Origin of the sequence: Streptomyces pristinaespiralis, from assembly GCF_001278075.1 — a bacterium.
Lineage (GTDB): Bacteria > Actinomycetota > Actinomycetes > Streptomycetales > Streptomycetaceae > Streptomyces > Streptomyces pristinaespiralis.
Window position 1 is genome coordinate 6,237,103 of sequence record NZ_CP011340.1, and the last position, 12,279, is coordinate 6,249,381.

The 12,279-nt window shown below is 72.4% G+C and carries 12 protein-coding genes and 1 riboswitch; of the genes, 5 read left to right on the forward strand and 7 right to left on the reverse strand.

The genetic code is table 11. From position 1 onward, the window contains the following. The first annotated feature begins 56 nt into the window (after positions 1-56). Complete coding sequence (gene trpD, locus SPRI_RS26580) at positions 57-1,121, forward strand: anthranilate phosphoribosyltransferase (protein WP_037774896.1); 1,065 nt, start codon at positions 57-59, stop codon at positions 1,119-1,121. Between the two features lie 75 nt (positions 1,122-1,196). Then, positions 1,197-1,314, forward strand: a riboswitch (SAM riboswitch). A 216-nt stretch (positions 1,315-1,530) separates the two neighbouring features. Then, complete coding sequence (locus SPRI_RS26585) at positions 1,531-2,919, forward strand: aminotransferase class V-fold PLP-dependent enzyme (RefSeq protein ID WP_005318584.1); 1,389 nt, start codon at positions 1,531-1,533, stop codon at positions 2,917-2,919. 1 nt (position 2,920) lies between these two features. Here SPRI_RS26585 and SPRI_RS26590 read toward each other — a convergent pair whose 3' ends face one another. The 7 genes from SPRI_RS26590 to SPRI_RS26620 all read right to left on the reverse strand — a co-directional run bounded on the left by SPRI_RS26590 (position 2,921) and on the right by SPRI_RS26620 (position 9,130). Beyond that, on the reverse strand, positions 2,921-4,081 hold the full coding sequence (locus SPRI_RS26590; protein WP_005318586.1) for a glycerate kinase family protein: 1,161 nt from the start codon (positions 4,079-4,081) through the stop codon (positions 2,921-2,923). Further along, the gene (locus tag SPRI_RS26595; protein WP_005318588.1) at positions 4,078-5,508 is read right to left on the reverse strand and encodes an SLC13 family permease; all 1,431 of its coding nucleotides are present in this window, start codon (positions 5,506-5,508) and stop codon (positions 4,078-4,080) included. The genes SPRI_RS26590 and SPRI_RS26595 overlap by 4 nt, the downstream gene beginning before the upstream one ends. 86 nt (positions 5,509-5,594) lie before the next feature. Further along, entirely contained in the window at positions 5,595-6,254 is a 660-nt protein-coding gene (locus tag SPRI_RS26600) for a response regulator transcription factor (RefSeq protein WP_005318589.1), read from the reverse strand. Beyond that, positions 6,251-7,690 carry a sensor histidine kinase gene (locus tag SPRI_RS26605; RefSeq protein WP_037774898.1) on the reverse strand — a complete coding sequence of 480 codons (1,440 nt, stop codon included), beginning with the start codon at positions 7,688-7,690 and terminating at the stop codon, positions 6,251-6,253. Before SPRI_RS26605 ends, SPRI_RS26600 begins: the two co-directional genes overlap by 4 nt. Beyond that, complete coding sequence (locus SPRI_RS26610; protein ID WP_037774900.1) at positions 7,665-7,961, reverse strand: hypothetical protein; 297 nt, start codon at positions 7,959-7,961, stop codon at positions 7,665-7,667. Before SPRI_RS26610 ends, SPRI_RS26605 begins: the two co-directional genes overlap by 26 nt. Positions 7,962-8,120: 159 nt before the next feature. Continuing rightward, positions 8,121-8,402: an Lrp/AsnC family transcriptional regulator gene (locus SPRI_RS26615; protein WP_005318592.1), complete on the reverse strand. Its 282-nt coding sequence runs from the start codon at positions 8,400-8,402 to the stop codon at positions 8,121-8,123. Further along, on the reverse strand, positions 8,399-9,130 hold the full coding sequence (locus SPRI_RS26620; RefSeq protein WP_050791582.1) for a rhomboid family intramembrane serine protease: 732 nt from the start codon (positions 9,128-9,130) through the stop codon (positions 8,399-8,401). Before SPRI_RS26620 ends, SPRI_RS26615 begins: the two co-directional genes overlap by 4 nt. A 149-nt stretch (positions 9,131-9,279) precedes the next feature. On the opposite strand from SPRI_RS26620, the gene SPRI_RS26625 reads away from it, so the two are divergent. The 3 genes from SPRI_RS26625 (at position 9,280) to SPRI_RS26635 (ending at position 12,272) form a co-directional block, all read left to right on the forward strand. Further along, the gene (locus tag SPRI_RS26625; protein ID WP_037774904.1) at positions 9,280-9,522 is read left to right on the forward strand and encodes a hypothetical protein; all 243 of its coding nucleotides are present in this window, start codon (positions 9,280-9,282) and stop codon (positions 9,520-9,522) included. A 37-nt stretch (positions 9,523-9,559) separates the two neighbouring features. Continuing rightward, entirely contained in the window at positions 9,560-10,924 is a 1,365-nt protein-coding gene (locus SPRI_RS26630) for an NYN domain-containing protein (RefSeq protein ID WP_053557394.1), read from the forward strand. Between the two features lie 322 nt (positions 10,925-11,246). After that, positions 11,247-12,272 (forward strand): C40 family peptidase, encoded by a 1,026-nt coding sequence (locus tag SPRI_RS26635; RefSeq protein ID WP_037776926.1) that lies wholly within the window; start codon positions 11,247-11,249, stop codon positions 12,270-12,272. Positions 12,273-12,279 lie beyond the last annotated feature (7 nt).

Here is a 12,279-nt window from a genome sequence, read left to right on the forward strand (position 1 = left end):
CGGGGCTGGATAGGGTGGTATCCACCCCTGTCGGCTTGTGGACCCTGGAGCGGACCATGAACGTTGTGACCCCAGTAGGCGGCGACAGCGTGGCGGCCCACTCCTGGCCGAGCGTGCTGAACGCCCTCCTCGAGAACCGCGACCAGAGCGCGGACGCGACGGCGTGGGCCATGGACCGGATCCTCAGCGGCGAGGCCACCGACGCGCAGATCGCCGGCTTCGCGGTCGCCCTGCGCGCGAAGGGCGAGACGGTGGAGGAGATCACCGGTCTGGTGCGGACGATGTACCGCCACGCCAATCTGATCGACGTGCCCGGAGGGGGCGTCGACATCGTCGGCACCGGCGGCGACGGCGCCAAGACCGTCAACATCTCCACCATGTCCGCGATCGTCGTCGCCGGTACGGGCGCGAAGGTGGTCAAGCACGGCAACCGCGCGGCCTCCTCCGCGAGCGGCGCCTCGGACGTCCTGGAGAAGCTCGGGGTCAATCTGGAGCTGACCCCGCAGCGGGTGGCGGAGGTCGCGGCCGAGGCGGGCATCACCTTCTGCTTCGCCGTGAAGTTCCACCCGGCGCTGCGGCACGTGGCCATGGCGCGCAAGGAACTGGGCATCCGGACCGTCTTCAACTTCCTCGGCCCGCTCACCAACCCGGCGAAGGTGACCGCGCAGGCGACCGGCGTCGCCGACGCCCGGATGGCGCCGATCATGGCCGGCGTACTGGCCGAACGGGGCTCGTCCGCCCTTGTCTTCCGCGGCGACGACGGTCTCGACGAGCTGACGACCACCTCCACCTCCCACGTCTGGGTGGTGCGGGACGGCGCCGTGCGCGAGGAGACCTTCGATCCGCGGGACATCGGCATCGAGCTGGTCCCGGTCGAGGCGCTGCGGGGCGCGGACGCGTCGTACAACGCCGACGTGGCACGCCGGCTGCTGGGCGGCGAGACCGGGCCCGTACGGGACGCCGTACTGCTCAACTCGGCGGCGGCGCTGGCGGCCCTCGAGCCGACCGACGGCACGCTGAACGAGCAGCTGGCGGCCGGAGTGGCACGGGCTGCCCGGTCGATCGACTCCGGCGCGGCGAAGGCGGCGCTGGAGCGCTGGGTCAAGGCCAGCAACGCGTAGCACGGCCCGGGGCGCGGTCCGGATGGTGGACCGCGCCCTTGCGTCCCCCGCCACGTGTGGCAGGATGCTGGCCAAGGTCATGAGTGACAGCGATTACGGCCCCGGCTCGCTGTCCGGCAACCCTCCGTCCGTGGCGGGGTGCCCCGGGTGAAGACCAGGCCGCAGACAGCAAGGTCTGTGGCAAGCGCGGACCCCCGCGGCGTCATCGATCGCCGCGTCCCTGGGGTCCTGGTCCTCAAGGGAGCAGTCTCGTGAGCAAGCGAATGCGATAGGGCGTCTCCGCCCCTTCTTCACCACCCTCCGCACGGCGTCGCCGTGTGTCGAGGCGATCCCGTATCCGGGTTCTGAAGCCGATTCGCCTTTCTCCCCCTGCCTTCGGTGGGGGTACCCCCAGCTGGGAGATACCGCCATGTCCGTGTACCCGAACGCCGCCGGGACCGCTGCCGCCGACGCCGCCGACCCGTCCCTCTGTGCCCCGCTGCCGGTCCTCGGCCGGGACGTCACGGTCCCGCTCGTGACCGGCGGCGAAGTCACCTACGCCGCCCTCGACTACGCGGCGAGCGCCCCGGCGCTGCAGCGGGTGTGGGACGACGTGGCCGCGTACGCCCCGTACTACGGCAGCGTCCACCGGGGCGCCGGGTACCTGTCGCAGCTGTCCACCGACCTGTTCGAGAACAGCCGGGCCGTGGTGCACGGGTTCCTCGGCTGCCGCGACGGCGACCAGGTGGTCTTCACCCGGTCCACGACCGATTCGCTGAACCTGCTGGCGGCCGCGCTGCCCGCCGGCTGCGAGGTGTTCGTCTTCGAGACCGAGCACCACGCCTCGCTGCTGCCGTGGAGGAACGCCCGGGTGACGTACCTGGACGCGCCCCGCACGCCCGGTGAGGCGGTACGGACGCTGGAGCACGCGCTCGCCGGGCGCGACCCTTACGGCCCGGCGCTGGTCTGCGTGACGGGTGCGTCCAACGTGACCGGTGAGGTGTGGCCGGTGCGGGAACTCGCCGCGGCGGCCCACGCGCACGGCGCCCGGATCGTGCTCGACGCCGCCCAGCTCACCCCCCACCACCCGCTGTCCGTCGAGGAACTGGACGTCGACTGGGTGGCCTTCTCCGGGCACAAGCTCTACGCCCCGTTCGGCTCCGGTGTGCTCGCCGGCCGGGCGGACTGGCTCCGCGAGGCCGAGCCCTACCTCGCGGGCGGCGGCGCCTCGCGCACCGTCGCACGGCGCGCGGACGGCGGTGTGGAGGTCGAGTGGCACACCACCGCCGCCCGGCACGAGGCCGGCTCGCCCAACGTGATCGGCGTCTACTCCATCGCCGCCGCCTGCAAGGCGCTCACCGAGGCCGGCTTCGACCGGCTGGTCGCCCGTGAGCGGCATCTGATCGCCAAGGTCCGCGAAGGACTCGCCGAGGTGCCGGAGGTCCGGCTGCTCTCGCTGTTCGGCGACGATGCCCCGCGGGTCGGCGTGCTGTCCTTCGTGGTGGACGGCTGGAACAGCTCGCACTTCGCCGCGGCGCTGTCCGCCGAGTACGGAATCGGTGTACGGGACGGACTGTTCTGCGCCCACCCGCTGGTGCGCACCCTGCTGGGCAGCGACCCGCAGGACGTCGGCGAGTGCGGCGCCCCGGAGGCCGGACCGGGGGAGAAGTCGCTCAACGCGATCCGGGTCAGCTTCGGCGCGGGCACCCCCGACGAGCACGTGGAGCGGTTCGTGCGGGCGGTCAAGGAGCTCGTCCGCGACGGTGCGCAGTGGAAGTACCGCACCGAGGACGGGCGTTGCGTGCCCGACCGCGGCTGACTCACGCCGCGAGCCGGGTCCCCAGCAGCACCATCCGCAGTGCGCGTTCGGCCGCGTCGGCGAGGAACTCACCGGCGCGGTCCAGCGCTTCCGGCAGCGCAACGGGCGCCGGCACGATCGATCCGTAGGCGTCCACGCCCGCGGCGCGGACCTCGTGGACGCCGTGGCCGAGCGTCCCGGCGAGAGCCAGCACCGGCACCCCGGCGGCCCGGGCCCGGTGTGCCACCTCGGCCGGGATCTTCCCGCGCACGGTCTGGTTGTCGAGCGCCCCCTCCGCTGTGATCACCAGGTCGGCGCGGGCCAGCCTGGCGTCCAGATCGACATGGTCCAGCAGCACGTCGAAGCGGGGCAGCAGCCGGGCGCCGAGCGCGGCCAGCCCCGCGCCGAGCCCGCCCGAGGCGCCCGTGCCGGGGGCGGTCCGCAGGTCGACGGCGGCCGGCAGGGCGGCGGTGAGGTGCCCGGCCCAGTGCTCCAGCGCGGCAGAGAGCTCCTCGACCTGCGCCGAGGTCGCGCCCTTCTGGGGGCCGAAGACCCTGGCCACGCCGTGCTCGCCGCACAGCACGTTGTACGGGTTGCAGGCCACCAGGATCTCGGCCGCGCCGACGCGCGGGTCGAGGCCGGCGCCGTCGATCCGCGCGAGACGCGCCAACTCGCGGCCGCCCGGTCGCAGTTCGTGGCCTTCGGCGTCCAGGAGCCGGACGCCGAGGGCCTGGAGCGCGCCCGCCCCGCCGTCGGAGGTGCCCGAATCGCCGCAGCCGACCAGGATCCGCCGGGCACCGGTGTCCAGCGCGGCCCGGATCAGCTCCCCCACGCCGTAGGTGGTCGTGGCGCCCGGGTCCCGGCGGTCCGGCGGCACCAGGGCCAGTCCGGCGACGGCAGCCATCTCGACCACCGCCGTGCCGTCGCCGAGCACGGCGAAGTGGGCCGGCACGGGAATGCCGAGCGGGCCCGTGGCCGGGCGGGGCACCAGCCGGCCGCCGGTCGCCGCCGCCAGTGCCTCCGCCGTGCCCTCGCCGCCGTCGACCAGCGGAACGAGGTCGATCTCGGCGTCGGGCGCCACCCTGCGCAGCCCCTCCGCGATCGCCTCCGCGGCCTCCCGGGCCGTCAGGGACTCCTTGAAACCGGTGGGTGCGACGGCGATACGGAAAGGGGTACGGCTCATGGCTGGGTCTCCAGAAGGACGGGCACGCCGAGCAGCGGCCAGACGGTGAGGGCGAAGAGCAGCACGACGGCGGCGCTGAGCGGAGCGAGGAGCCCGGACAGCCGCAGCAGATCGCGCGGGGTGAAGGTGGGCACACCGTCCGGCGGGTCGGCGAAGAGGGTGACCGGCTTGGCGGAGGCGGGCAGCGTGTGGCAGAACCCCGCCGCCGCGGTGGACGCCAGGGCCGCGGCGACCGGGTTGACCCCGGCGGCGACGGCGGCGGCCACCACCAGAGGTACGAGCACGGACGAGCGGGCGGAACGCGACTGGAGCACCAGGTGCGCCGCGGTACTGACCACCACGATCACGGTGAGGAACAGCCACGCCGGCAGGTCGCCGGGCAGCCCGCCCACCAGCCACCCGGCCGCGCCGGACTCGGCCAGCGCCACCCCCATCGCGGTCGTCGCGGCCATGAACAGCAGCAACGGCCAGGGCACCGTCCGCAGCCCGTCCTTCAGCCGTACGGTCCCGAGCGCCGGCGACGCCGCCACCACCGCGCCGATCAGGGCGACCACCGCCGGCGGCACCCCGTGCAGCGGCTCGCTGCACCACAGCGCCACCACCGTGCCCAGCAACAGCAGGCACCGGGTCTCCGCGGTGGTCAGCGGACCCGTCACCGCGGTGGGGGAGTGCTCCTGGAGCAGCGCGGGGGTGATCCTGACGGGCCCCCGGCGCTCCGCCCGCGAGGTCGTGGTCAACAGCACGGTCTCCGCCGCCAGATGCGAGGAGACCACCGCCAACGGCAGTCCCAGCAGCAGCCATTCGACGAAGCCGAGCCGCTCACCTGTCTGCTCCCACAGCACGCTCACCGTGATCAGATGCGCGCCCGCGCCGATCAGGGTCGCGACGGCGGACAGCAGGACCACCGTCGGGAACAGCAACGCCAGCATCACCACCAGCCGCCGCCGGTCGACGAGCGCCTTGGCGAGGGCGAGGAACACCGGCATGGCCAGCGCGGCCCGGCCGGACGTGGCGGGCACCGCGAACGCGGTGACCACCAGCGCCGCGGTCGTCAGATGCACCAACTGCCGTACGGTGCGCGCCCCGCCGACCAGGAACGCGGCCGCCCGCCCCGCAAGCCCCGTCCTGGCGACGGCGGCCGCCAGGACGAACGCGCAGATCAGCAGCCAGACCGTCTCGTCGCCGAGGGTGGCGAAGAGGGTGTCGGCGCTGATGACGCCGGTCGCGGTGAGCGCCAGACCGGCCCCGAGGGCGACGTAGGTGTCGTCCACGGGTGCGGCGATCCAGGCACAGGTGGCGACTGCGAACACGGCGAGGGTGAGCCGTGCTTCACCGTTCAGCGACGGGACGACGGTGGGGACGGCGAGCAGCGCGCAGACGCTGAGTGCCGCGCACAGCCAGACCGCCTGGCGGAGGGAGAGGGTCACGACGAACAGTCTTGGCGCGGGCCGTGAGCCGCCGATGAGCCGCGAATGAAGGAAGGTTCATCCGCGGACGCACCGTTGAAGACCCTCTACGGCATCCGGTAGCCCATGCCCCGTACCGTCTCCAGCCGCTCGGCGCCGAGCTTCTTGCGCAGCGCCCGCACATAGACGTCCACGATGTTGGAGCCGGGGTCGAAGTCGTAGCCCCACACATGGGAGAGGATCTGCTCACGGGACAGCACCTGGCCGGGATGGCGCAGGAACAGCTCCAGCAGCACGAACTCACGCGCCGTCAGGTCGACCGTCCGCCCCGACACGCGCGCCCGGCGGGTCCGCAGGTCCAGGCCGAGGTCGCCGCTGCGCAGGACCGTGACCTCGGGCGCGCGGGCGGCGGTGCGCAGCCGCAGCCGTACCCGCGCCAGCAGTTCCTCGAAGCGGAACGGCTTGGTCATCCAGTCGTCGGCGCCGCCCTCGAGGCCGGCGACCGTGTCCCGTACCGAGTCGCGGGCGGTCAGCACGACCACGGGCAGGGTCACCCGCGACTCGCGCAGCTCGCGCAGCACGGTGAAGCCGTCACGGCCTGGCAGGCCGATGTCCAGCAGCATCAGGTCGAAGCGGCCGGACAGGGCGTGGTCGAGAGCGGTGTCGCCGTCGGCGGCGACCGTGGTGGTGAAGCCGTTGGAGCGCAGCCCCTTCTCGACGAAGGACGCGATCCGCTCCTCGTCCTCGGCGATCAGAATGCGGTTCACAGCGCGTCCTCCATGACGAGTACGAATGTGGCCCCTCCGCCGTCGGTGCGGCGCAGCTCGACCCTGCCTCCCCGGTGCCCCTCCGCGATGGCCCGGACGATGGACAGGCCCAGCCCGGCGCCGCTGGTGCGGGTCCCGCGCCGGGCGGTGCCGCGACGGAAGCGCTCGAAGATCACCCCGGCGTCCTGCTCCTGCACACCCGGGCCGCTGTCGGCGACGTACAGCTCCAGCCGGCCCTCGAGGGCGCGTGAGCCGAGCCGTATCCGGGCACCGGGGACGGTGTGCTGCACCGCGTTCTGCGCCAGCTGCACCATGGCCTGGGTGATGCGCTGCGGATCGAGCAGCGCCTCGCGGTCCGCGACCTGGTCCAGCACCCAGTCCCGCTCGCCCAGCGCCCGCGCCTTCACGAAGACGTCGGCGGTGAGCTCGCCGAGCTGCACCGGCTCCGGCCGGATGAAGTCCGGCCGCTCGGCCTTGGCCAGCAGCAGCAGGTCCTCCACGATCCGGCTCATCCGGTCGAGCTCGTCGGTGACCAGGCGGATCGTCTCGCGCTGCTCGGCCGGGTCGTCGCCCATGACCTCCAGATGGCCCCGCACGATGGTGATCGGGGTGCGCAGCTCGTGTCCGGCGTCGTCGACGAACTGCCGCTGGCCCGCGAAGGCCCGCTCCAGCCGGTCCAGCATGGCGTTGAAGGTCTCGGCGAGTGCGGCGATGTCGTCCCGGCCCTGGACCGGGATCCGCTGGGTCAGGTCCTGCTCGGTCAGCTGCTCGGCGGTCGCGCGGACCACTCGTACGGGTGCCAGGATGCGGCCGGCCACCACCCATCCGATGCCGGTCGTCAGCAGCAGCGCCACACCGGAGATCACGAGCAGCGTGCGGAACGCGTCGTCGGCGATGGACCGCTCGCCGTCGGCGTGGAACGCGACGACGAAGGCCGCCGGATGACCCGGGCGGGCGGAGTCGATGGGCACCTTCGCCCAGCGGACCTCGCCCTCCGGCCGTCGGAGCACCCCGGAGGAGGCCTTGGAGTCAAGGATCGCCGAGAGGGAGTTCCGGTCGGGGTGCAGCGCCACGGAGGCGCGTATGTCGCGGGACTGCCGTATGACGTGGAGGTCCTGCCCGGCCGGGCGGGTCAGCCCGAGCAGTTCCTCGTCCGGGTCGGAGTACTGGCGCTGCAGGAAGACCCGCAGCAGCTTCTCCGGGTCCGTGAAGGTGCGGCCGGTGTCCGGGTCGACGCCCTGGGGCACGAAGTTCCCGAACTCCTGGGTCTCCTGGGTGAGCAGCTGGTTGATCCGGTGGTCGATGTCGCGCAGCAGCAGTGACCGGGTGGTGGTGGCGACGGCGGCGAGGGCCACCGTCATCATCAGGAGCAGCCAGAGCAGAATGCGGACCCGCGCGGAGATCCGGCGGTCAGTTCTCTTCACCGGTGTCGTCATCGTCGTCGTCGTCGGTGGCCGCCGGGCCCGGCACGACGGCGTCGCCGGTGGGGTGCGGGCCCGTCGGCGTACCGCTCGGGCTGCCCGACGGGCTGCCGCCGGGAGTGGCGGACGGCGCCGGCGAGGCGGGACGCGGCGTGGCGTCCAGCTCGACGGCCGGCGGTACCCGCGGCGTCTGCGGAGCGTCGGTCAGGGCGTAGCTGGTGGCCGCGATGCCGAGAGGGATGGCGACGACGGCGGCGAGGGTCGCCATGCGATGGGTGAATGCCATACCGGTCATCCTCGGGCCCGGGCGGAAGGCCCGGATGAGGCGCAGATGAGGATTCCTTCATGAACGGCCCGCGGCACGCCCCGGCCCGCGACCGCACGCCCGGGGCGGCCTGACCGCGACCGCACGCCCGGCGCAGGCCCTGACCCGCCGGACCCGGTCCTACGCGTCCAGCCCGATGGCGAACGCCGCCTCCAGATCGTGCTGGGAGTAGGTGCGGAAGGCGACATGCGTATCGGTCCCCTCGACACCGGGGATCTTGCTGATCCGGCCGGGGATCACGTCAGCCAGGTCGTCGTGCTTGGCCACGCGCACCATGGCGATCAGGTCGTAGGTGCCGGTGACGGAGAAGACCTCGCTGACGCTGTCCAGCGCGGCGATCGACTCGGCGATCTCGGGGATGCGGTCCACGCTGGTCTTGATGAGCACGATCGCGGTGATCACGGCTGGCTTTCTCCCTCGGTCGCTGCGGATGCGTTCACTCTAGTCCCACGCCCGTAGCGGCCCCACGCGTAGACGAAGCCCGCCCCGAAGCCGACCAGGTGCGCCAGATAGGCGACGCCCGGCCCGCTGCCCGCGCCCCTGGCCGCCAGCCACTGGAGGACGAACCAGAAGATCAGCACCGCCCAGGCGGGGAAGCGCAGCGGCAGGAAGAAGAGGAACGGGAACAGGCTGGTCACCCGGGCCCTCGGGAAGAGGAAGAGGAACGCACCGAGGACGGCGGAGATCGCCCCCGAGGCCCCTACCAGTGTCTGCTCGGAGTCGGCGTTGACGACCGCGAACGCGAGCAGCGCGACGTAACCGGCCCCGATGTAGAAGAGCACGAACTGCACCTGCCCCATCCGCTCCTCCGTCATGGCGCCGAAGACGAACAGGAACAGCATGTTCCCCAGCAGATGGAGCCAACTGCCGTGCACGAACAGCGCGGTGAGCGGAGTGAGCAGGGCCCCCGGGGAGCCGGCCGTCAGCTCGGCGGGGATCACGCCCCAGCGTTCGAAGTACGCCGCCTGGGCGGCGAGCAGCCGGTCGCCGAGGCCGAACACGGGGTTGAGACCGGACACCGGGCTGATGACGAAGATCGCGCAACAGACCGCGATCAGGCCGTACGTCACCGCGGGCCCCGAGGCCGCTTTCCTGAGCGATTCCCTGGCCGTGGCCCACCTACTGATCATGGACAGAGCATGGCGTAGCAGGACCGAACGGTACAGAGTGCCTCGCCGCGACAGCGGGTACCTGCGAGGCCGTAGGGTTACAGGCAGTACATCCGCAGTTCGACGGCGCACCGCGGTACCGCATCCGCATGAGACAAGAGGACGGCACGATGACGACGGTTCCCTCGCCGACCGCCGATACCAGGTGGCGCTGCACGCTCTGTGGCAATCTGACGCGCTTCGACGTCACACGCTCGTCGAAGGTCGTCGAGTACGTCCATCTGGACCTGGCCGGCGAGCCGACCGTGGAGGAGCGCGAGGTCGTCAGTGAGACCATCGAGTCGGTCCGCTGCCGCTGGTGCAACGCGGTGGACCAGATCGAGCTGGTGGACAGGCCGGGAGCCGGTTCCTGAACGGAGCGGCCCCCATGGGTGGTAGGGGTGACGGATCGTGGAGCAGCCTGAGAACGGCGGCGGGCCGGCCGGTGCGGCCGGTGACGCCGCCGAGGCGCTCGACCGCCCGCTGCCGGAGGGTGTGAGGCGACGGGTCGTCGCCCTCGTCTCCGACGCCTTCGGTGGCCTGACCGTCGCCGAACTGCCCGCACAGCTCCGGCAGTACGCCCGTTTCACCCCGACCCGGCGCGCCAAGTTCGCCGGGAACGCGATGGCCGCCGCGCTCGAGGGAGACCCCGTCTTCCGTCAGCGCATCGGCGAGCGGCTCGGCAAGGCCCAGCCCGAGCTGGTCAAGGCGCTCGAGTCCGGCTCGCCGCCCGCCGCCGCGGACCCCGCCGACGTGGCGGCGGCCGCCTATGTGCTGCGCCCCGCCGGCTGGGTCAAGATGGTCGCCGCCGCCGGCGAGGAGGCCCAGCGGGCCGACGCCGAGCGCGCCGACGAGGCCGGCCGGCGCGAGCTGGACCGGCTGCGCGAGGAACTGGCCCATGCCCGCGACCAGATCAGGTCGGAGACGGAGCGGCTGCGCGCCGAACTCGACAGCGCCCGCAGGGAGAACGAGTCGCTGCACCGCAAGCTGCGCAGCGCCCAGGCCGATCTGAAGCGCGGCGAGGCCGCCCTGCGCCACCGGGACGCCGAGATCGACGGCGTCCGGGCCCAGGCCGCGGCCCAGGTGTCGGCCGCCGAGAGCGAGACCCGGCGGCTCAAGGCACGCCTGGCGGAGGCCGAGGCGGCGGTCGAGGCGGGCCGCCGGGCCGCCCGCGAGGGCCGTTCCGTGGAGGACATGCGGCTGCGGCTGCTCCTGGACACGGTGCTCGACGCGGCCCAGGGGCTGCGCCGTGAGCTGGCCCTGCCGCCCACGGGCATGCATCCGGCCGACACGGTGGACGCCGTGGAGCCGGGGCGGATGTCGCCCAAGGACATCGCGGCGCGGGCGCTCTCCGAGACGGATCCCGCCCTGCTCGACCAGCTGCTGGCGCTGCCGCAGGCGCATCTGGTCGTCGACGGCTACAACGTCACGAAGACCGGCTATCCGACGATGCCGCTGGAGAAGCAGCGGCTGCGGCTGCTGGGCGGCCTGTCGATGCTCGCCGCCCGGACGGGCGCCGAGATCACCTGCGTCTTCGACGGGGCGGAGCTGGCCGCTCCTGTCCTTCTGGCGCCGCCGCGCGGGGTGCGGGTGCTGTTCTCCAAGGCGGGCGTGACGGCGGACGAACTGATCCGTCAGCTGGTGAGGGCGGAACCGCCCGGCCGGCCCGTGGTGGTCGTCTCCACCGACCGTGAGGTGGCGGACGGTGTCGCGAAGGCGGGCGCCAGACCGGTTGCGTCCGCCTTGTTGCTGAAGCGGCTTTCGCGCGTCTCGTAACTACGGCGGCATATGCCCGATTTGGCGTCTCCCCAGGTGGGACGCTGCGTCAAGTTTCCATCACTACCCGTGTGATGAGAGTAAAGAATGGGCTCCGTGGGTAAGATTTTTCCCGTGGGGATTTGAAGTGATCACAAGAAGGTCACTAAGGTCGGGGCTCGAACCTTCGCGCGGTTGATCGCCCATCCGGGGCGACAGCGAAGGAACCGCCGAGTTCGTGCAGTTCGACCCCATTTCCCCCAGGGACCCGATGCGCGGACGCCGGGGATTCGCGTCCCCCCACTGCCCGGTAGGCGGCTCGAGGAAGAAGGAGCTCGCCTTCGTGGCGTCCCACCGTCGTCCCAAGCAGCCGAGCCGCACCCGCGTGACCGTGCTCACCGCGACCGCCGCAGCGGCCGTTGCCCTGACCGCCCAGACCGCCCAGGCCGACCCGAAGCCGAGCAAGAGCGAGGTCAAGGAGAAGGTCGACAAGCTCTACGAAGAGGCGGAGAAGGCCACCGAGAAGTACAACGGGGCCAAGGAGCAGCAGGAGAAGCTCGACGAGCAGATCGACGCCCTGCAGGACAAGGTCGCCCGCGGGCAGGACGAGCTCAACACCCTGAGGGACAGCCTGGGTTCGGTGGCCAGCGCCCAGTACCGCACCGGTGGCATCGACCCCTCCGTGCAGCTCTTCCTCTCCGGTGACCCGGACACCTACCTCGACAAGGCCTCCGCGCTGGACCAGCTCGGTGCCAAGCAGACCGAGGCGATCCAGGAGATCCAGGCCAAGCAGCGCACCCTCGCGCAGCAGCGCCAGGAGGCACAGAGCAAGCTCGGCGACCTGGCGGAGACCCGCAAGACGCTCGGCGAGAAGAAGAAGGAGGTTCAGGGCAAGCTCGCGGAAGCGCGGCAGCTGCTGAACTCCCTCACCGCCGCGGAGCGCGCCGCGCTCGCCGCCGACGAGAGCCGCGCCAACCGCGCCAGCGCCCGGGTCGACCTCGGCCCGGCCGTGCCCGCCTCGCAGCGCGCGTCCGCCGCGTTCGCCGCCGCGCAGTCCCAGATAGGGAAGCCGTACGTCTACGGCGCGTCCGGCCCGAACTCCTTCGACTGCTCGGGCCTCACCTCCTGGGCGTTCGCGCAGGCCGGCGTCTCCATCCCGCGCACCTCGCAGGCGCAGGCCAACGCCGGCACCCGCATCTACTCGCAGAGCCAGCTCAAGCAGGGCGACCTGGTCATCTTCTACGGCGACCTGCACCACGTCGGCTTCTACGCGGGCAACGGCCAGGTGCTGCACGCCCCGAGGAGCGGCACCAACGTGCGCTACGAGTCGATCAACAACATGCCGTTCCAGTTCGGCGTGCGTATCTGACGCACGG

Coding starts and splice junctions, on each gene's coding strand:
- trpD (WP_037774896.1), top strand. CDS start 57: ATGAACGTTGTGACCCCAGTAGGCGGCGACAGCGTGGCGGCCCACTCC.
- SPRI_RS26585 (WP_005318584.1), top strand. CDS start 1,531: ATGTCCGTGTACCCGAACGCCGCCGGGACCGCTGCCGCCGACGCCGCC.
- SPRI_RS26590 (WP_005318586.1), bottom strand. CDS start 4,081: ATGAGCCGTACCCCTTTCCGTATCGCCGTCGCACCCACCGGTTTCAAG.
- SPRI_RS26605 (WP_037774898.1), bottom strand. CDS start 7,690: ATGACGACACCGGTGAAGAGAACTGACCGCCGGATCTCCGCGCGGGTC.
- SPRI_RS26610 (WP_037774900.1), bottom strand. CDS start 7,961: ATGGCATTCACCCATCGCATGGCGACCCTCGCCGCCGTCGTCGCCATC.
- SPRI_RS26620 (WP_050791582.1), bottom strand. CDS start 9,130: ATGATCAGTAGGTGGGCCACGGCCAGGGAATCGCTCAGGAAAGCGGCC.
- SPRI_RS26625 (WP_037774904.1), top strand. CDS start 9,280: ATGACGACGGTTCCCTCGCCGACCGCCGATACCAGGTGGCGCTGCACG.